The organism is Streptomyces sp. OZ13 (assembly GCF_052068155.1).
Lineage (GTDB): Bacteria > Actinomycetota > Actinomycetes > Streptomycetales > Streptomycetaceae > Streptomyces.
The window spans coordinates 464,194-484,444 of record NZ_JBQHCZ010000003.1 but is presented as its reverse complement, the minus strand read 5'-3'; the positions used below and the strand labels follow the sequence as shown (position 1 = coordinate 484,444).

Sequence of the window (20,251 nt, the reverse complement as noted above, 5' to 3'; positions counted from 1 at the left end):
TTACGCGTGGGCGGGGCACGTGAGGACCGCCCGGAGGCGCCGGTGGCGATCGCCATGAGACGTGACCGGCTGGGCAAAACAACACATTGTGTCAGAGTCTTCACCGTCCGCCCTTCCGTGTTCAACCGGAGCGGGGCGTGATCTGAGGCATAGCCGCCGGACGGGCGCCGAGCCGCTTGCGAGAAGGACGACCGGTCGACCAGGCGAAATCGCGGTGGAGCAGTCGTCACCCGGGAGGTCGGCGCCGGCGGTGCCGCCCTGGCCTGCCGAGGCAGCTCGTGCCGTCTCCTAGACTGGCTGAATGACGTGGATGATCACAGGCGGTGCCGGCTACATCGGTTCTCACGTGGTGAAGGCCCTCACCGAGGGCGGGGAGCGCGTGGTCGTCCTCGACGACCTCAGCACCGGTGACCCGGCGAGGCTTCCGGCCGGTGTGCCGCTGGAGCGCGGTTCCGTACTGGACCGGCAGCTGGTCGACCGTCTCCTGCGGGAGCACGCGGTCGAGGGAATCGTCCACGTGGCGGCGAAGAAGCAGGTCGGGGAATCCGTCGAGCGTCCGCTCTTCTATTACCGCGAGAACGTCACGGGGCTCCAGACCCTGCTGGAGGCAGCCGCGGACGCGGGCGTCCGCCGCTTCCTCTTCTCCTCTTCCGCCGCCGTCTACGGGATGCCCGACGTCGACCTGGTGACGGAGCAGACGGAATGCGCTCCGATGAGTCCCTACGGTGAGACCAAGCTCGCCGGCGAGTGGCTGGTGCGCGGCGCGGGCCGGGCGCACGGCATGGCCACCGCCTCGCTCCGCTACTTCAACGTGGCCGGTGCCGCTTCTGCCGAGCTCGGTGACCCCGGCATCTTCAACCTCGTGCCCATGGTCTTCGAGCGACTGGACCAGGGCCGGTCGCCGCTGATCTTCGGGGACGACTACCCGACCCCGGACGGCACCTGCGTACGGGACTACATCCACGTCGAGGACATCGCCTCCGCGCATGTGGCCGCCGCACGCCGGCTGGTCGAGGACCCCTCCGCCGAACTGGTGCTGAACATCGGACGGGGCGAGGGTGTGTCCGTCGCCGAGATGGTGGACCTCATCCGCGAGGTCAGCGGCCGCACGGACACGGAGGCCGAGATCGCGGCCCGTCGCCCCGGAGACCCGGCCAGGGTGGTGGCCTCCGCCGAACTCATCCGCAAGGAGCTGGGCTGGAGCGCCCGGTACGACGTCCGGCAGATGGTCGAGTCGGCGTGGCAGGGCTGGCGCCTGCGGCACCCCGGCCAGGAGCGCTGAGCCCCCGGGGAACCTCCCGCGTCCCGCCGAGATCTCTCGGGCCCGGGCCGACGACCGCCTCGCGCGGCCGTCGGCCCGGGCCTCTTTCGTTCCGGAGACCGGCTGCCCTGCTCGCACGCCACCGCCCATGAGGTGACGGGTCGTCACCCGAGTGGGGGCAATTGTGGCTCGACGCCGTCATCCGGACATACCGTGGGCCGTCCCGGAGCGGGACCTGAACGGAGCGACGGTGAAGATCTCCTTCCTCATTCACACCATCTACGGCATCGGCGGGACCATCCGTACGACGCTGAACCTGGCCGAGGAGCTGGCCGGCCGGCACGAGGTCGAGATCGTTTCCGTGTTCCGGCACCGGGACCCGCCGGCGTTCCCGATCGACCCCCGGATCACCGTCGTTCCCATGGTCGACATCCGGCCGGCGAATCCCTTCAACGACCGGCGGGACCCGCTGTTCGCCGAACCGTCCCGTGCCTTCCCCCGCTCCGAGGCCCGGTACAAGGAGTACAACCGGCTCATCGACGACCGGGTCCAGGCCCACTACGCCGTCTCCGACGCGGACGTCGTCATCGGCACCCGGCCCGGGCTGGTGGCCTATGTCGCCCAGTTCGCGCCCGCCTCCGCGGTCCGTATCGGCCAGGAGCACATGACGCACAACCACCACAAGGCGGCGCTGCGCGAGGAGATGTACGAGCATCTCGACGCGATCGACGCCTTCGTCACGGTCTCCGAGGGAGACGCGAAGGCGTGGCGCGACAAGATGCCGCTGCGCAGCACGCGGGTGCTGTCCATCCCGAACAGCGTTCCCGAGCCCTCCGTCCGCCCCTCCGACGGCACGGGCCGGACGGTCGTGGCGGCCGGCCGGCTGGGGGCGGAGAAGCAGTTCGACGTACTGATCGACGCGTTCGCCCAGGTCGTCGCCGTACGGCCCGGCTGGACCCTGCGCATCTACGGGTCCGGCGACCAGCGGGACGCGCTGCTGGCGAGGATCCACAAGCTCGGCCTCTACAACGAGGTCCATCTGATGGGCCCCTGCTCGCCGATCGAGTCGGAGTGGGTCAAGGGGGCCGTCGCCGCTTCCGCGTCCCGGCACGAGTCGTTCGGCATGACCCTGGTGGAGGCGATGCGCTGCGGTGTGCCGGTGGTGAGTGCCGACTGCGACTACGGTCCGCGCGAGATCATCGAGGACGGTGTCGACGGGCTGCTCGTCCCGGTCGGCGACGCCGGTGCCATGGCCCGGGCGCTGCTGCGGCTCGTCGACGACGAGGATCTGCGCCGCGGCATGGCGGCCGCCGCGGTGCGCAACGCGCGCCGCTTCGACCCCGGGGCGGTGGCCGAGCGGTACGAGACCCTGTTCGAGGAGCTCGCCGCCGAGGTGGCGCAGCGCGCCCGTGTCCCCGCCACCGCGCCGCTCGCCGACTGCACCGTCGCCCCGGACGGTTCGCTTCATGTGCGTCCGGTGGCGCCCCTGCCGGCGGGCTGCGACAGCGGCGCCCGGCTGGTGTGCGTGCGTACAGGGTCGCGTGCCCAGGTGCGGACCTTCGACCTGGACGAGAAGGGGTCGGTGACGGTCCCGGCCGACGAGGTCTTCCCGGAGGGGGTGTGGGACGTCTTCCTCGAGCCGGCGGCCGGACCGGGGCAGCGGCTGGCGGCCCGCGTCGTCGACCAGCGCGGTGCCCTCGACGCGGCCGAGCGCGTGACGCCCGGCGAAGGGGTGCGCCATCTCCTTCCGTACGCGGACACGGCCAAGGGTGGCGTGCTCGCGCTGAGGGCCTGGCACCGGCCGGTCCACGCAGAGGCGGGGGACGTCCGGATCGACGGTGCCCGGGTGACCATCGAGGGCAGCATGCTCGGCACCGCCGTGGTCTCCCGGGCACCCGTGCTCGTATTGCGCCGCCGGGGAGGAGGGGCGGACGAGATCCAATTCCGCGGCAAAAAGGTCGGCAAGGACGGATTTCGGTTCCGTTTTTCCTCATCCGTACCGGCTGCCTCACAGGTCAGCGGAAACGATGTGTGGGACTTTTTCATTCGCTGTGACCCGGCTGTGAAGCCGGTGAGGATCGGCCGGCTGCTCGATGATCTGGTGATGAAGCAGCGGGTTTTCGTATACCCGGACACGGTGTTGGGGAAGCGCAGGCAGACGGGCCTGCCGCGGGCGGTGGCACGGCGTGTGCTGGGACGGCAACGAAAGAAGATCCGCGTGCACGTCTATTACACGCTGTCGAACGACCTCGCGCTCAATGTGGCGGATATGTAAGTGCCGCTTCTCCCGCTCTGTGATACTTCACTCCATCCGAACGTGTGGCGTCAGTCACCTGATCCAGAGGCACCGTTCGGTGTCGCATGCCCGCAACGCCAGGGTGAACAGCAGGTTTATTCGAATGTGCGCAAGGTGTCAGCCGTCTTGCGGGACGGTGAGCACGAATGTCAGCATCGGCCTTGTCCCCCGCCCCCGCAAGATTGGTCCCCTTGTCCGTGCACCACATGGCCAGATCCCGAACCACAGCTGTCCTGCTCGCCGGGGGTACCGGTCAGCGGGTGGGGCTCGCGATTCCCAAGCAGCTGGTGAAGATCGCGGGTAAGGCGGTCATAGAACACACGCTGGCGATTTTCGAGCAGGCCGACTCCGTCGATGACGTCGTCGTGATGATGGCACCCGGTTATGTCGCGGAAGTGGAGAAGATCGTCGCGAAGGCCGGGCTGACCAAGGTCACCAAGGTCCTCGAGGGCGGCGCGACCCGCAGCGAGACCACCGAGCGCGCCATCGCCGCCCTCGGTGAGGACCTCGCGGAGGGGGAGGACCTCAACGTCCTCTTCCACGACGCGGTCCGCCCGCTGCTCTCCGAGCGGGTCATCAAGGACTGTGTCGACGCGCTGGACCGCTACCAGGCCGTCGACGTGGCGATCCCCTCCGCGGACACGATCATCGTGACCCGGACGCACGGCGAGGACGGCGAGTTCATCACCGACGTCCCGGACCGCTCCCGGCTGCGCCGCGGGCAGACCCCGCAGGCGTTCAAGCTGTCGACGATCCGCAAGGCGTACGAGATCGCGGCCGGTGACCCCAACTTCCAGGCGACGGACGACTGCACGGTCGTGCTGAGGTATCTGCCGGACGTGCCCATCTACGTCGTCGCGGGCGACGAGTACAACATGAAGGTCACTCAGCCGGTCGACGTGTTCATCGCCGACAAGCTCTTCCAGCTCGCCTCGACCGCCCTCCCCGCCCCCGCCGACGAACGGGCCTACCGCGAGCAGCTCACCGGCAGGACGGTCGTCGTCTTCGGCGGCTCGTACGGCATCGGCGCCGACATCGCCTCGCTCGCCGAGTCCTACGGCGCCAAGGTGTACGCCCTGGGCCGCTCCACCACCGGCACGCACGTCGAGAACCCCGAACACGTCGACGAAGCCCTCTCCAAGGCGTACGCCGAGAGCGGCCGCATCGACTACGTGATCAACACCGCGGGCGTGCTGCGCATCGGCAAGCTGGCGGAGACGGACAACGCGGCCATCCAGGAAGCGCTGAACGTGAACTACCTGGCGCCGGTCCATATCGCCCGCGCCTCGCACAAGTATCTCGCCGAGACCCGGGGCCAGTTGCTGCTCTACACCTCCAGCAGCTACACCCGCGGCCGTGCCGAGTACAGCCTGTACTCGTCCACCAAGGCCGCCATGGTGAACCTCACCCAGGCCCTGTCGGACGAGTGGGCCGCCGACGGTATCCGGGTGAACTGCGTGAACCCCGAGCGCACCGCGACCCCGATGCGCACCAAGGCGTTCGGCGTCGAGCCTGCCGGGTCGCTGCTGTCGTCGGAGGCCGTCGCCCGTACCTCGCTCGACGTGCTGCTGTCCGAGCTGACCGGACACGTCATCGACGTGCGCCAGCAGGACCCGACCCGTGACGCCTCCGAGGCGACCGGGTTCGAGCAGGCCCTGGCGTCCGTCCTGGACCGCCATGAGGACGAGGAACACAGCTGATTGCTCACGCGCTGGGGCCTCTGCGGTCGCCGCAGGGGCCCTAGTCTGTTGAGCGGGGCTCAACGTCCTTCGCAGAAAACCGTCGGCACCACCTTGGAGCAGGTTTTTCCGTGATTACCAAAGCCATTCGCATGGCACGCGTGGGCAGCGGATCGGAGCTGGCAGCCGCGCTCCTGCTGATGCTGGGATTCCCCTGCGTCATGCTCGCGGCGATAATCCCCAGCATCTGGTTCTTCGCAGCGGCCGCCGCCGTGACGTACGCGGCGGACCAGTTCCTGCACCAGCGGTCGAGCTACCTGATCAACCGGCTCGCCAAGGTCCGGGCCGGTCTGTCGATCCGGTTCCTGGTGCGCCAACTGCTCCTCGTGCTGCTGCTGGCCCGGATGGGGTTCGCGGAGCAGCCCGTCTTCTATGTGACGGTCGCCTGCCTTCTCGGTTTCTACGGTCTCCAGGCGCCGCACGGCGCGATGGTCACGCTGATCCGGCTGCGCCGCAAACTGCCCGTGGTCACGCGCAACGTCGATCTCAGCCGGGTGCGCATCCCGGACGCCCCGCCGCGCCCGCTGCTGGATCGCTCGGCGGAGAAGATGCTGCACCTCGACATCTTCTCGTTCATCGGCGTGCTGCTCGCCGTCGGGACCGACCGCACCGTCTTCGCGTACGCCGGACTCGGGCTCACGCTCGTCCTCGCGGTCGTGTACCTGGCGCTGCTCGTCCCGCACCTGCGGCCGGGCCGCCTCGTGCCGCCGCCGGACAAGGTACTGGCCGGCGTGGACGCCTGGCTGCGCGACTACAAGCCGACGGTGATGCTCTACTTCTCCGGCTCAAGGGAGTCGGCGTACCAGGTCAACATGTGGCTCGACACGATGGCCAAGATCGACGGCCGGCCCCTGATCGTCCTGCGCGAGCGCAACATCGTGCCGCAGCTCGGCGCCACGTCCGTCCCGGTGATCTGCGTGCCCGGCGGCGTGCACCTGATGAACCTCGACCTGTCGACGGTCCGCGTCGCGCTGTACGCCGCCAACGTCGGCAAGAACATCCACATGCTGCGCGTACCGACCATGAAGCACGTCTTCATCGGCCACGGCGACAGCGACAAGCTCGCCAGCGTCAACCCGTACAGCAAGGTCTACGACGAGGTGTGGACCGCCGGCCGGGCCGGCCGCGACCGGTACGCCCTCGCCGACGTCGGTGTGCGCAGCGAGGACATCGTCGAGGTGGGCCGCCCCCAGCTCGCCCCCATCCGGGGATGGACGGGCGGGCCGCAGAAGCCGATCCCGACGGTTCTGTACGCCCCCACCTGGGAGGGCTGGGACGACAACCCCGGAAACACCTCCCTGTTGCTGGCCGGCGAGAACATCGTGGAGCGGCTGCTGAACGCGGAGCAGCCCATCCGGCTCATCTACAAGCCGCATCCGTTCACCGGCACCCGCAGCGCGGAGGCCAAGGCCGTCGACGCGCGGATCAGGGCGCTGGTCGAGGCCGCGGCCGCAGCCCGGGCGATCGACCCGCGGTGGACGGCGGAGGCGGCGGCGGACACCGAGGACCAGGCCGCCGCGCGCGTCGAGCTGGAACGCATCGAAGCACGTCTCGCGGAACTGTCGGGCGTCTCCAAGGCCGGCGGGGACGAGGCGGAGGAGGCTCGCGACTCGGTGGCCGACCCGGCGCGCGAGGCCGAGATCATGAAGCTCAAGGACGAGTGGAACGCGGCGTACTGGCGGTCCTTCGGCTGGTGGGAGCACCGCGTCATCGCCGGTCCCGAGCCGCGCCTGTACGACTGCTTCAACGAGTCGGACTGCATGGTCTCCGACATCTCCAGCGTGGTCTCCGATTACATCGCGAGCGGCAAGCCGTACGCGGTCACCGACTCGGCGGGCCTGGGAGAGGCGGAGTTCCGGCGGCAGAACACCGCGGTGCGCGCGGCCGTGATCCTCTCCAACAGCGCCACGGAGCTCGACGAGCTGCTCGCGGCCGTCGCCGACGCTGCGGCGGACACCCGTGCCGAGGCCCGGCGGGAGCTCAAGGAGTATCTGCTCGGCCCCGACGAGCCGACGTCCCTGCAGCAGTTCGACGCGGCGGTGCAGGCACTGGCCGCCAAGGCGGAGGCACGCAATCTGGCGCTGCAACAGCGCCTGGCGGGACCCGAGCAGGCGCCGGGGCTCGACGACTCGCCCGTGGGCGACACAGCCGTGGGCGGCTGACGCGACACATCCGCAGCGGCCCGGTGGCGTCCTCGACGGATGCCACCGGGCCGCTGTCGTTCTCATGGCCGGTGAGTGCGCAGGCGCGAATATGCACATTTGACCGGAGGGTCGTTCACCGCAACCTTTGCCCGGTTCGGGTTGTCTGTATGTCCATGAATGACAGTCTCGTGCCCGACGTCACGGTTGTCGTCGGCGCCTATGAAGCCATGCCGTACCTGATCCGCTGTCTGGAGTCGGTGGAGTCGCAGACCATGGGCGCCGACCGCATCGAGATCGTCGCGGTCGACGACGGTTCGACGGACGGCACGGGCGAGTACCTGGAGGAGTTCGCCGCTCGCAGCAAGGTGCGCACCACGCTGGTCCGGCAGGCCAACTCCGGCGGGCCGAGCGGCCCGCGCAACGTCGGTCTCTCCCTGGCGCGGGGCCGCTATGTCTTCTTCCTCGACGCCGACGACTTCCTCGGCGACGAGGCGCTGGAGCGGATGGTCGCCATGGCGGACCGTGCCGGGACGGACGTGGTGCTCGGCAGGATGGCCGGCCGGGGCCGCGGCGTTCCCGGCTCGATGTTCCACGAGACCGTCGAGCGCGCCGATGTGTACTCGTCACGCATCATCTACGCGCTCAGCGCGCAGAAGCTGTTCCGGCGGGAGATGCTGTGCCGCCTCGGCCTCACGTTCGACGAGAGCCTTCCGACGGGTGAGGACTCGCTGTTCACCATGGAGGCGTATCTCGCCGGCAACGGCGTCTCCGTGGTGGCCGACTACGACTGCTACTACCTGGTCGGCCGCGAGGACGGCAAGCACGCCACCCGGCGCGGTACCTACGGCGACCGCTTCGAGGCGCTGACCGGTCTGACCCGGGTGATCGCCCGCCTGGAGCCGCCGGGGCCGCGCCGCGATGTGCTGATGGTCAGGCCGTTCACCGTGGGGCTGCTCCAGCAGTTCGGTCCCGGTTTCCTGCGGCAGCCGGAGTCCGAGCAGCGCGACAAGCTGCGGCTGGCGGCCGCCATGACCGGGTACTGGAACGAAGGCGTCGCGAGCCGCGTGAGAGTGGGGGAGCGGCTGGTGCTGGAGTGCGTCGCAAGGGGCCGGCTCGACCTGCTGAAGGACATGGTGGAGTTCACCGCCGCCAAGTCGGTCCCCGAGGTGGTCCGTGAGCCCCGTACGGGACGCCGGGCCCGTGTGTATCTCGCCCATCCGCACTTCCGGGACCCCGCGGCGGGCCTGCCCGACCGGCTGTACGCCGTCAGCGTCCCCGACTGGGCCGGCAGCTGCCGGGTCCTGCCGCCGGAGGCGCAGGCCCTCACCGTCCGGCGGGTGGTGCGCGGGGTGCGCAGACGGGTCCGGCGGCTCGTCCGCACCGCCCGGAATCGGAACACAGGGTCTGTGCAGGGGAACCGTGGGTAAAGTCGAAAGAGCTGAGCGGTATCCGCTCGTGGAACATCACTCGACTCGAGGACATGAATCGTGAAGGCACTCGTTCTCTCCGGAGGGGCGGGCACCCGCCTGCGTCCCATCACGCACACCTCGGCCAAACAACTGGTTCCCGTCGCGAACAAACCGGTGCTCTTCTACGGCCTCGAGGCGATCGCGGAAGCGGGGATCACCGAGGTGGGTGTGATCGTCGGCGACACCGCCGACGAGATCAGGGAAGCCGTCGGGGACGGGTCCCGATTCGGTGTGAAAATCACATACATTCCGCAGGAGAAGCCGCTCGGCCTGGCGCACGCCGTCGCCATTTCGCGGGATTTCCTCGGCGAGGACGACTTCGTGATGTACCTCGGTGACAACTTCATCGTCGGCGGCATCACCGGCCTCGTCGACGAATTCCGTACGGAACGCCCGGACGCGCAGATCCTGCTGACCAAGGTGCCCGACCCGACGTCCTTCGGCGTCGCCGAACTCGACGGGGACGGCCGGGTCGTGGGCCTGGAGGAGAAGCCGAAGGAGCCCAAGAGCGACCTCGCCCTCGTCGGCGTCTACCTCTTCACCCCCGCCGTGCACGAGGCCGTGCGGTCCATCGAGCCTTCCTGGCGAGGCGAGTTGGAGATCACCCACGCCATCCAGTGGCTGATCGACCAGCGCCGCGACGTGCGCTCGACGACCATCGCCGGCTACTGGAAGGACACCGGCAACGTCACCGACATGCTCGAGGTCAACCGCTCCGTGCTGGAGACCGTGGAGCCGAGCAACGACGGCGAGGTCGACCCGAGCAGCGAGATCATCGGCCGGGTCCGGATCGAGAAGGGGGCACGGATCACCAACAGCCGCATCGTGGGCCCCGCGATCATCGGCGGTGACACGGTGATCAGCGACTCGTACGTCGGCCCCTTCACCTCGGTCTCGGAAGGGTGCCTGATCCAGGACAGCGAGATCGAGTACTCCATCGTCCTGCGCGGCGCCTCCATCACCGGTGTGCGGCGTGTGGAGGCCTCACTGATCGGCCGGGACGTCGAGGTCACGCCTTCTCCCCGTAACCCGTCCTCCCACCGACTCGTGCTCGGCGACCACAGCAAGGTACAGATCTCCTCATGAAAACGAAGATCCTGGTGACCGGTGGCGCCGGTTTCATCGGTTCCCACTACGTCCGCACACTGCTCGGCCCCGACGGGCCGGGCGACGTGGCGGTCACCGTGCTCGACAAGCTCACCTACGCGGGCAACCCGGCCAACCTCGACGAGGTCCGCGGCCACCCCGGCTTCGCCTTCGTGCAGGGTGACATCTGCGACGCCGAACTCGTCGGCAAACTCATGGCGGAGCACGACCAGGTGGTCCACTTCGCCGCCGAGTCGCACGTGGACCGCTCCATCGACGGCGGTGCGGAGTTCGTGCGCACCAACGTGCTCGGTACCCACACGCTGGTCGACGCCGCCCACCGGGCCGGCGTCGACCGGTTCGTCCACATCTCCACGGACGAGGTCTACGGTTCGATCGACGAGGGCTCCTGGCCGGAGACGCACCCGCTCGAGCCCAACTCGCCGTACTCGTCGGCCAAGGCGTCCAGCGACCTGATCGCGCTGTCGTACCACCGCACCCACGGTCTGGACGTCCGGGTGACCCGCTGCTCCAACAACTACGGGCATCACCACTTCCCCGAGAAGGTCATTCCGCTGTTCATCACCAACCTGCTGGACGGCGGGAAGGTCCCGCTCTACGGCGACGGCGGCAACGTCCGGGACTGGCTGCACATCGACGACCACGTCCAGGGCATCGAACTCGTCCGCACCAAGGGCCGCTCCGGCGAGGTCTACAACATCGGAGGCGGCACCGAACTGTCCAACAAGGAGCTCACCGGCCTGCTGCTGGAGGCCTGCGGCGCCGACTGGGACACCAGCGTCGAGTACGTCACCGACCGCAAGGGCCACGACCGCCGCTACTCGGTCGACTGCACCAAGATCCGCGCGGAACTCGGCTACGAGCCGCGCAAGGACTTCGCCACCGGGCTCGCGGAGACCGTCCAGTGGTACCGCGACAACCGCGCCTGGTGGGAGCCCCTGAAGGAGCGTGCGGCGCTGTGAGCTGGCTGGTCACCGGCGCCGGCGGCATGCTCGGCCGGGACGTCGTCGCCCGGCTGGCCGCGGAGGGCGTCCCCGCCGTCGCCGTCACCCGCGCGGACCTGGACATCACCGACCCCGACGCCGTGCGCTCCTGCCTGGCGGCCCACTGCCCCGCCGTCGTGGTGAACTGCGCCGCGTGGACGGACGTCGACGGCGCGGAGGAGCGGGAGGCCGCCGCCCTGGCCGTCAACGGCACCGGCGCGAGGAACGTGGCGGAGGCCTGCAAGGAGAGCGGCGCCGTCCTGCTGCACATCTCCACCGACTACGTCTTCGCGGGTGACGCCACCGTGCCCTACGCCGAGGGCGCCCCCACCGCGCCGCGCAGCGCCTACGGGCGCACCAAGCTGGCGGGGGAGCGGGCGGTGCTCGAGCTGCTGCCGGAGACCGGTCATGTGGTCCGTACGGCCTGGCTCTACGGCGCGGGCGGCCCCAACTTCGTCCGCACCATGATCCGGCTGGAGGCGGCCAGGGACACCCTCGACGTCGTCGACGACCAGCGCGGCCAGCCCACGTGGAGCGCCGACCTCGCCGGTCTGCTCGTGCGACTCGGGCAGGCGGCGGCGGCCGGGACCGTCCCCGCGGGCGTCCACCACGGCACCAGCCGGGGCGAGACCACCTGGTACGGCTTCACCAGGGAGATCTTCCGGCTGCTGGGCGCGGACCCGGACCGGGTACGGCCGACGGACAGCGCCGCCTTCGCGCGTCCGGCGCCCCGTCCCTCGTACAGCGTCCTCGGGCACGAAGGCTGGCGGGGAACCGGCATCGAACCTGTTCGCGACTGGCGCGGGGCGCTCGCAGAAGCGTTCCCCGCACTGGTGGACGCAGAGCGCGGAACGGGTGCTACTGGCCGGTAGACATTTACGTCCGGGCCGCGTACACGCTAACTTCGCTGGGAATCAATCAATTTGATTCCCAGCGAAGGGTTCGATCGGTGGATCGCCACGGTTTTCTGCGCCAACTGCACCGCACGTACAAACCCCGCAACTATCTCGAAATCGGGGTCAACGACGGACGTAGTCTGGCACTCTCCCGGGTCCCTTCCGTCGCGATCGACCCCGCGTTCCGTGTCGTGACGAGCATCAGTTGCGATGTCCACCTCGTCAGGGCCACCAGTGACGACTTCTTCGCGCGCAAGGACCCGTTGGTGCATCTGCGCAACGGCCGCAATCCCTTCCGCGCCCTGGCCCGCAAGGACCCGCTGAATGTGCTCGGCGGAGAGCCGAAACTCGAGCTTTCGTTCATCGACGGAATGCACCTCTTCGAGTACGCGCTCCGCGACTTCATGAACGTCGAGCGGCATTCTCGCTGGTCCAGCGTGATCGTGCTCGACGACATGCTCCCGAGGAACGTCGACGAGGCCGCGCGCGACCGGCACACCAAGTTCTGGGCCGGCGACGTCTACAAGGTCGCCCAGGTCCTGCGGAAGTACCGCCCCGACCTGGTCGTCGTCGAGGTCGACACCGCGCCCACCGGAGTCGTGGCGATCTTCGGGGCCGACCCGGAGAGCACCGTCCTCAAGAACGCGTACGACAAGATCATCGAAGAGTACGTCGTGCCCGACCCGCAGGACGTCCCCGAAGAGATCCTCGTCCGCAAGAACGCCGTCCAGCCGGAGGCGCTGCTCGGTGCCGACTTCTGGCCGTCCCTGATCAAGGCACGCACGCTGCGGCGGCCGCGCTCGGCCTTCGCGCCGGTGCGCAGGAGCATCGAGAGGCTCACGGGCTGAGCCCCGTTCCCCCTCACGCCCCGGGTCCGCCGGACCCGGGGCGCTCGCCTGCGTGCCCTGTGCGGCTCAGCCGCGGGCGGCCAGCTCGTCGTAGTAGGCGCGGCACTCCTCGTACCGTGGCAGCAGGCCCTGGCGCTCCGCCTCGGCCAGCGACGGTGCCGCGGCGTCCTTGTCGGAGAGCACCGGGGTGATGTCCCGCGGCCAGTCGATGCCCAGACCGGGGTCGAGGGGGTCGATGCCGTGCTCACGTTCGGGTGCGTAGCCCTCGGAGCAGAGGTAGACGACCGTGGCGTCGTCCGTCAGGGCCATGAACGCGTGCCCCAGGCCCTCCGAAAGATAGACGCTGCGGTGGTCGACGTCGTCGAGACGGACCGCCTCCCACTGCCCGAACGTCGGTGAGCCGACCCGGATGTCGACCACGACGTCCAGGACGGCGCCCCGCACGCACTTGACGTACTTCGCCTGGCTCGGCGGAACGTCGGCGAAGTGGACGCCGCGGAGCGTGCCGCGGCTGGAGACCGAGCAGTTGGCCTGGGCGAGCCGCAGACCGTGGCCGGCGGCCTTCGTGAAGTCGCCTTCCTTGAACCACTCGTGGAAGCTCCCGCGGCTGTCCGGGAAGATCTTCGGCTCGTGCACCCAGGCGCCGGTGATGGAGAGCTGCCGCATGTGATCCTGTCCTCGTTCCGGTGTTGCGGTCAGGTGGCCGATGCCGGGCCCGCGGGTCGGCCGGTCATCCCAGCAGCCGGGCCGCGATCCGGCGCACCTTCTTGCGCCCGGAGGACGGCAGCCGTCGCACGACGGGGCCGGCCACGGTGCGTACCGCCTCTCGCAATGCCGACCGGCGGCGCTGCACCGTCAGCTTCCGCAGCAGGGCGGGGTCCGGTGCGGGGAGACTGCCGTCCAGCCGGAGACGGCCGGCGGCATCGACGTCCACCGTACACAGCGCCAGCGCACGGCCCTTCTCGCCGTCGAGCCGCACCCCGAGCTGCCAGGTGCCCTCCGGCGCCCCCTCGATCCGGCGGGGCACCGGCAGATGGGCGCGACCGTGCACCGGGCGCAGTGTGGACGGGAACGCGTGGACGACCGCGGCGTCCGGTGCCTCAGAGGTCTCCCGCTCCTCCGTTCCCGTCTCCGCCGCCTCGGCGGTGACAGGGGCGGGCGTGGCCGGCGGCTTGCTCAGCACGAGCTGCACCGCCGAGTGAGCGGTCGAGGCCGTCGTGACCAGGTCGAGCCGCAGCTGCGGCGAACGCCCCGGCATGCAGAGCACGGGGCGGCCCTCCAGATAGGGGACCAGCTTCTTGCCGCGACGGGAGACATCGAGGGTGAGGTTGCCGTGCGGGTTGGTGAAGTACGGGATCACGGGGCGGGCGGGCGAGGACAGCAGTGCCGGGACGCACTGGTCGTCGACATGCTCCGCACGCTCGGCGCCCAGCCGCGTCTTGCGCACGAGACCGAGGCCGCGCACGCTCACCCAGGCGTCCCAGAAGCCCCGGGGCAGGTTGCCCCGGCCCTTGCGGCTGCCCTGGGGCGCCAGCACGCCGGTGCCCCGGAGCACGACCTCGCAGGTCCGGCCCGCTTTGTCGGGCCCGTCGACGGGCTCCGTGGTCTCGTCGTCCTCGTCGTCGAGCATCTCGACGCGGGTCTCCAGCGTGGTCGGGCACAGCCACTCCACCGCCTTCTCGCGGTCACGCAGCGACAGCTCGGCCTGGAAGCCGGCGAGATCGTCGGTGATGTCGAGGAGCGCGCCCTCGGGGAGGAACCCGGAGGTGATGTCGGGGTGCACATAGAGCCGGTCGTCACGGCTCAGAAGCTTCAGCGGCAGACGCTGCTCGCCGTGGACCAGCCGTCCGGCCATGGTCACGGTGATCCGGCCGTCGGTCTCCCACCGCACGTTCTCCAGCCGGGCGGAGCCCTTGACGGACGCACCGAGCCGGGCGAGCCGCACCAGCCCCTCCGCGTTGTTCTCGCGCAGCAGGGTGGAGCGCATCCGCAGCATCGGACCGAGGCCGTCGTGCACGGAGTCGTCCATGTACTCCAGTGCGAGCGGCCGTACCGCGTCGACCATCTCCCGCAGGTAGGCGTCGTCGTATTTGAGCACGGCCGGCTCGCTGAGGCGGCCCAGCATCTCCACCCGGTAGAAGCGGCGCAGCACCCGGTCCCGCAGCGGACCCGGCTCGGTGTTGGCGACGACGACGTCGAGGACCTCACGGAGGTTGCCGTAGTAGCCCTCGGGGACGAGCTTCGCCGACCCGGCGTTCTTGCCGTCGTCCCGCTTCGAGTAGTGGTAGCAGGTGTACGTGCCGAGGATCGAGACGACCTTGGCGGGGAAGTACGCCCGCATCATGTACAGCTGGTCCTCGAGGCGGCGCTTGCCCTCGGGGTAGGCGATGCCGTGCTCGCGCAGGAACGCGGTGCGGAACATCTTGTGCGGGGTGAGGCTGTCGAACAGCGGCGCGTCGCGCAGCGTGCACTTCTCGCGGTTCGTACGGAAGACGCCGTGCGGCACGCCGCGGAAGTTGCTGGCCACCTTGCCGATGACGATGTCGGAGCCGTTCCTGTGCCCCATGTCGTAGAGGCGGCGCAGCGCGTCCGTGCCCAGGTGGTCGTCCTGGTCGAGGAACTGGACGTATTCACCTCGCGCTTCGGCGACCCCGACGTTCCTCGGCTTGCCCGGCCAGCCGGAATTCGGAATGTGGATCACCCGGAAGTGGGGATGCTCGGCCGCCAGCTTGTCGAGCCGCTCCGGCGTGTCGTCGGTGGAGCCGTCGTCGACGAACAGGACCTCGAACTCCTCGGTCGACAGGGTCTGGCGGACCAGGGAATCGATGCACGGGTCGATGTACTTCCCCGGGTTGTACACCGGGATGACGACACTCACTTTGACCGACACAGCTGCGCCCCGTCTGTTGTGGGAACCGGAGTCGAAGGTGGCGGGCCGGAGACAGGCATGCGCCGGAACGGCGCGGGCCACCGCCCACCGGCCACCCTAGCGGTTGGCCGGATCGAACAACCATCGGCGCGGTCAACTCGCTCCGCCCGCCGGGCCGCTGCGGCGTGGCACCGCGCGACGCGGGTGAAGGGGACAGGTGCCCGCCGGCCGGATGCTGCTGTCCAGCGAGCGGAATGCCCGCGCACCCGACAGGGGCGCTGGCATACATTCGGCCTTGTGACAGAGGCGAGGCACGGCGTTAGCGGACAGAGCCCGGAACAGCGGACGGCAGGGCATGGGGCAGGGGTCCCCGCGGGGCAGCCACCGGCCTCCGCCGCACCGGCGGACACGGGCCGGGCGAGGGCGCATGTGACCGCCGCCCGCCGGGTCGTCGTCAAGGTCGGCTCCTCCTCCCTCACCACCGCCGCCGGCGGGCTCGACGCGGACCGGGTGGACGCCCTGGTGGACGTGCTCGCCAAGGTCCGCAGCGGCGGCGAGAAGGAGATAGTGCTCGTCTCCTCCGGCGCCATCGCCGCGGGTCTCGCGCCGCTCGGGCTCACCCGCCGGCCCAAGGACCTGGCCCGCCAGCAGGCCGCCGCGAGCGTCGGCCAGGGCCTGCTCGTCGCCCGCTACACCGCGTCCTTCGCCCGCTACGGCGTCCGCGTCGGCCAGGTACTCCTGACCAGCGACGACACCAGCCGCCGCGCCCACTACCGCAACGCCTACCGGACCCTGGACCAGCTCCTCGCCATGGGCGCGGTCCCGGTCGTCAACGAGAACGACACCGTCGCCACCGACGAGATCCGCTTCGGCGACAACGACCGGCTCGCCGCGCTCGTCGCCCACCTCGTACGGGCGGACCTGCTGGTCCTGCTCTCCGACGTCGACGGCCTGTACGACGGGGACCCGGCCCGTCCCGACACCAGCCGCATCGAGGAGGTGCACGGCCCCGAGGACATCGCCCACGTGCAGATCGGCAGCGCGGGCAAGGCGGGCGTCGGCACCGGCGGCATGGTCACGAAGGTCGAGGCGTCCCGGATCGCGGCGGCCGCCGGCGTGCCGGTGGTCCTCACCTCCGCGAGCCGCGCCGCCGACGCACTCGCGGGCCGTGACACCGGGACGTACTTCCACGCCACCGGACGCCGCTCCGCCGACCGGTTGCTGTGGTTGGCGCACGCCTCCACGCCGCAGGGCTCCCTCACCCTCGACGACGGTGCCGTACGGGCCGTCGTCGACAACAGGAAGTCGCTGCTGCCCGCCGGGATCGCCGCCGTGGACGGCGAGTTCAGCGCCGGGGACCCGGTGGAGCTGCGCGACGCCGCCGGCCGGCCGGTCGCACGGGGGCTGGTCAACTTCGACGCCAAGGAGATCCCCCGGATGGCCGGGCGCTCCACCAGGGAACTGGGGAAGGAGCTCGGTCCGGAGTACGAGCGGGAAGTCGTACACAGGGACGATCTGGTCGTCCTTCAGACGTGAAAAGGCGGAAAGTCCCGCCGTCTGGCAGAGACCTTTACCAAAACCGCCCCACGCCCCGCCGTGGGCTGGTCAACTTTGTTGCGGGGGAACGCGGGGTTCGGCACGACGACGCAGCAACAGGGAGGCCGCCGGTGAGACGAGCGCGCCCAGAGGATGCGCCCCGAGGGAACGGGAAGCTGCCGGGCGTCCGCCGGTCGGTCGGCGAGGAGCGGGCGCTGACCAGCGTCGGAGCGGGCGCGGACTTCGGCGACGGGCACGGTGACGCGCGCGGCGAAGCGCGGACCGACAAAGACGCCCGGAGGGACCGGCTGAAGATCCAGGACCAGGGGACCGGAACCGGCACCGTGGAGGCGGGAACACGGCCGGGTGCCGCCGACGAGGAGCGTGTGCTGTCCCGCCTGTGGCACATCACGCTCAGCGTCTCCGGCCGGGAGGCGCCGCTCAAGGAGGTCCGCCGCGGCCTCGAACAGCTGGCCCACGACCACCCCTTCCTGCTCACCAGCCGGTACGCCAACGACCACGCGGAGATCCGCTACTGGGAGGAGGCGCGCGACCTGCACGACGCGGCCGCGGTCGCCCTGCGGCTCTGGGGCGAGCACCGTTCCACGGCCAACCTGCCGCCGTGGGAGATCGTCGGCCTCGAGGTCATCGACCGGCAGACCTATCACCAGCGCGTCGCGGAGGGCTACGGTCCGCCGCCGGCCGCGCGGGTGGGCGTGCATCCCTTCTGAAGGCAGTGCGGGTGGGGGTGCGCCCCTCCGTGGGGCGCAGGGCGCGTGCGGGTGGGAGTGCGTCCCTCCTGGGGAAGGGCGGCGCGTGAGGCGGCCGAGGCACGCGGCGCGAGGCGGTCCGTCTCGGACTGCGGGATACGGGAGGGCCGCCCACGGGCGGCGCATTACGCTTCCTGTATGACGTCGCTCTCTTCGGTTTCGCCCTACGACAACATGTCCCCGGTCGCCCAGGTGGCCTACCGGGCCCGCGCAGCGGCCGCCGACCTCGCACCCCTGCCGCGATCGGCCAAGGACGACGCGCTGCTGGCGATGGCCGACGCCCTGGAGGTCCGTACGAGCGAGATCGTCGAGGCCAACGCCGAGGACGTCGCCCGCGCCCGTGAGGCGGGGACCAGCGAGACGGTCATCGACCGGCTCACGCTCACTCCCGAGCGTGTCCGTGCCATCGCCGCAGACGTGCGTGACGTGGCCGCTCTTCCCGACCCCGTCGGCGAGGTGGTGCGCGGCTCGACCCTGCCCAACGGCATCGACCTGCGCCAGGTGCGGGTGCCGCTCGGCGTCGTCGGCATCATCTACGAGGCCCGGCCGAACGTCACCGTGGACGCCGCCGCGCTGTGCCTGAAGTCGGGCAACGCGGTGCTGCTGCGCGGCTCGTCCTCCGCGTACTCCTCCAACACCGCCCTGGTGCGGGTGCTGCGGGACGCGGTCGGCGGTTCCGGTCTGCCGGCCGACGCCGTACAGCTCGTGCCCGGCGAGAGCCGGGACTCCGTACGCGAACTGATGCGGGCACGCGGCATGGTCGACGTGCTGATCCCCCGGGGCGGCGCCTCGCTGATCCGCACGGTCGTCGAAGAGTCCATCGTCCCCGTCATCGAGACGGGCACCGGGAACTGCCACGTGTACGTGGACGCCGAGACCGACATCGACATGGCCGTCGAGATCCTGATCAACTCCAAGGCGCAGCGGCCGAGCGTCTGCAACGCCGCGGAGACCCTCCTCGTCCACAAGGACATCGCGGCCGCCTTCCTGCCGCGCGCCCTGGACGCGCTCGCGGACGCGGGGGTGACCGTGCACGGCGACGAACGCGTCATCGAGTACGCGGACGCCACCAAGGCCACGATCGTGCCCGCGACGACGGAGGACTGGGAGACGGAGTACCTCTCCTACGACATCGCCGCCGCCGTCGTCGAGTCGCTGGAGTCGGCCGTCGCCCACATCCGTCTCTGGTCGTCCGGTCACACCGAGGCGATCGTCACCACCTCGCAGGCCGCGGCGCGGCGATTCACCCAGTTGGTGGACTCCACGACGGTCGCGGTGAACGCGTCCACCCGTTTCACCGACGGTGGTCAGTTCGGATTCGGCGCCGAGATCGGCATCTCGACGCAGAAGCTGCACGCGCGCGGTCCGATGGGGCTGCCCGAGCTGACCTCGACGAAGTACATCGTGACGGGCGACGGCCACACACGATGACCGTCAGCGGGGTGGTCCGTCGGATCACCCGGGCGGGGAGAGTTTGCGCTCTCCCTGCCCAAACCGGGCCCCCCGGTCTACTCTGAGAGACGTGCCGGACGACGTGGGGGGCAAGCCGTTTCAGGACGGCGAGGACCCTGAGGACTCTGTCGACCGCGGGGGCGCGGACGAGGACTTCGCCACCGTGGTGTTCGACGAGGACTTCGTACGGGCCGCCAAGATCCACGAACCGACCGCGGTGGAGCGGCTGCTGGCAGCCGCGGAGGCACGCGCAGAGGCGGACGGCGCCCGGTCCGGCCATCGAGGACACTCTCCCGACGACGACCTCTACGGCGGCACTCACGCACCCGGCCACCGGCGCCGCGGTCACGACCACGACGACGAGGACGACGAGGACACCGGCCCCGACGGTGACTGGGCCGGCCCCTACGGGCGTCACGGCGGTGCTCTGCGTCCCTATCGCGGCACCGCGCGCTGGCACCGGCCCGTGGCCTGGCTGCTGGCCCTGCTGATGGGCATCGGGATGGTCGCCCTCGCCTTCACCGCCGTGTACCGCGGAGCCTCGAACGGCAACCGGCAGGATCCGGTGCCGCAGCCCGTGCGGACGGGCGTGGACGCGCCCCCGACGGGAGCCACGGTCAGCGGGCGTGGCAACGGTCCCGTCGCGACGCCGCTCGAACGCTCCGGCCCGCGGGTCTCCACCGTGCCACCGGCCCACTGAGGTCCTCGCACTCCCTGAGGTCCTCGCGCTCCGTGAGGCACGCGCGTTTGCTGAGGCCCGCGCGCTCCCTGAGGCTCTCGAGCCGGCCGGGGAAACGCCGCGGATACTCCCCGGGCACACCGTGCGCAACTTGGTGAGAATGCGTCAGAACTTGGGGTGTACCAGGGCGTTTACCGCGTGC

15 protein-coding genes are annotated in these 20,251 nt (G+C 70.3%); 13 read left to right on the top strand and 2 right to left on the bottom strand.

Annotated elements, in window-relative coordinates; translation table 11 throughout:
- The first annotated feature begins 301 nt into the window (after nt 1-301).
- The 9 genes from galE to ACTMTU_RS09215 all read left to right on the top strand — a co-directional run bounded on the left by galE (nt 302) and on the right by ACTMTU_RS09215 (nt 12,743).
- Nucleotides 302-1,282, top strand: coding sequence for a UDP-glucose 4-epimerase GalE (galE, locus tag ACTMTU_RS09255; protein WP_441262985.1), 981 nt, complete (start codon nt 302-304; stop codon nt 1,280-1,282).
- Nucleotides 1,283-1,511: 229 nt separating this feature from the next.
- Complete coding sequence (locus ACTMTU_RS09250; protein ID WP_441262984.1) at nt 1,512-3,536, top strand: glycosyltransferase family 4 protein; 2,025 nt, start codon at nt 1,512-1,514, stop codon at nt 3,534-3,536.
- Nucleotides 3,537-3,763: 227 nt separating this feature from the next.
- The gene (locus tag ACTMTU_RS09245; RefSeq protein WP_441262983.1) at nt 3,764-5,257 is read left to right on the top strand and encodes an SDR family NAD(P)-dependent oxidoreductase; all 1,494 of its coding nucleotides are present in this window, start codon (nt 3,764-3,766) and stop codon (nt 5,255-5,257) included.
- Between the two features lie 131 nt (nt 5,258-5,388).
- Nucleotides 5,389-7,458, top strand: coding sequence for a hypothetical protein (locus ACTMTU_RS09240; RefSeq protein ID WP_441262982.1), 2,070 nt, complete (start codon nt 5,389-5,391; stop codon nt 7,456-7,458).
- A 155-nt stretch (nt 7,459-7,613) separates the two neighbouring features.
- Nucleotides 7,614-8,867 (top strand): glycosyltransferase family 2 protein, encoded by a 1,254-nt coding sequence (locus ACTMTU_RS09235; protein ID WP_441262981.1) that lies wholly within the window; start codon nt 7,614-7,616, stop codon nt 8,865-8,867.
- Nucleotides 8,868-8,927: 60 nt separating this feature from the next.
- Nucleotides 8,928-9,995, top strand: coding sequence for a glucose-1-phosphate thymidylyltransferase (locus ACTMTU_RS09230; protein WP_441262980.1), 1,068 nt, complete (start codon nt 8,928-8,930; stop codon nt 9,993-9,995).
- Complete coding sequence (gene rfbB, locus ACTMTU_RS09225; protein ID WP_441262979.1) at nt 9,992-10,978, top strand: dTDP-glucose 4,6-dehydratase; 987 nt, start codon at nt 9,992-9,994, stop codon at nt 10,976-10,978. Before ACTMTU_RS09230 ends, rfbB begins: the two co-directional genes overlap by 4 nt.
- A complete protein-coding gene (gene rfbD / locus ACTMTU_RS09220; protein ID WP_441262978.1) occupies nt 10,975-11,871 on the top strand; it encodes a dTDP-4-dehydrorhamnose reductase in 897 nt (298 codons plus the stop codon). Before rfbB ends, rfbD begins: the two co-directional genes overlap by 4 nt.
- Before the next feature lie 77 nt (nt 11,872-11,948).
- On the top strand, nt 11,949-12,743 hold the full coding sequence (locus ACTMTU_RS09215) for a class I SAM-dependent methyltransferase (protein WP_441262977.1): 795 nt from the start codon (nt 11,949-11,951) through the stop codon (nt 12,741-12,743).
- Nucleotides 12,744-12,809: 66 nt separating this feature from the next.
- On the opposite strand, the gene rfbC is transcribed toward ACTMTU_RS09215, so the two are convergent.
- A complete protein-coding gene (gene rfbC / locus ACTMTU_RS09210) occupies nt 12,810-13,409 on the bottom strand; it encodes a dTDP-4-dehydrorhamnose 3,5-epimerase (RefSeq protein ID WP_441262976.1) in 600 nt (199 codons plus the stop codon).
- A gap of 64 nt (nt 13,410-13,473) precedes the next feature.
- Entirely contained in the window at nt 13,474-15,633 is a 2,160-nt protein-coding gene (locus ACTMTU_RS09205; protein ID WP_441262975.1) for a glycosyltransferase family 2 protein, read from the bottom strand.
- Between the two features lie 408 nt (nt 15,634-16,041).
- Here ACTMTU_RS09205 and proB point away from each other — a divergent pair, with 408 nt between their 5' ends.
- The 4 genes from proB (at nt 16,042) to ACTMTU_RS09185 (ending at nt 20,070) form a co-directional block, all read left to right on the top strand.
- Entirely contained in the window at nt 16,042-17,148 is a 1,107-nt protein-coding gene (proB, locus tag ACTMTU_RS09200; protein ID WP_441262974.1) for a glutamate 5-kinase, read from the top strand.
- Between the two features lie 131 nt (nt 17,149-17,279).
- On the top strand, nt 17,280-17,879 hold the full coding sequence (locus ACTMTU_RS09195; protein ID WP_441262973.1) for a hypothetical protein: 600 nt from the start codon (nt 17,280-17,282) through the stop codon (nt 17,877-17,879).
- Between the two features lie 177 nt (nt 17,880-18,056).
- Nucleotides 18,057-19,349: a glutamate-5-semialdehyde dehydrogenase gene (locus ACTMTU_RS09190; protein WP_441262972.1), complete on the top strand. Its 1,293-nt coding sequence runs from the start codon at nt 18,057-18,059 to the stop codon at nt 19,347-19,349.
- 91 nt (nt 19,350-19,440) lie between these two features.
- The gene (locus ACTMTU_RS09185) at nt 19,441-20,070 is read left to right on the top strand and encodes an SCO2584 family spore wall biosynthesis protein (RefSeq protein WP_441262971.1); all 630 of its coding nucleotides are present in this window, start codon (nt 19,441-19,443) and stop codon (nt 20,068-20,070) included.
- Nucleotides 20,071-20,251 lie beyond the last annotated feature (181 nt).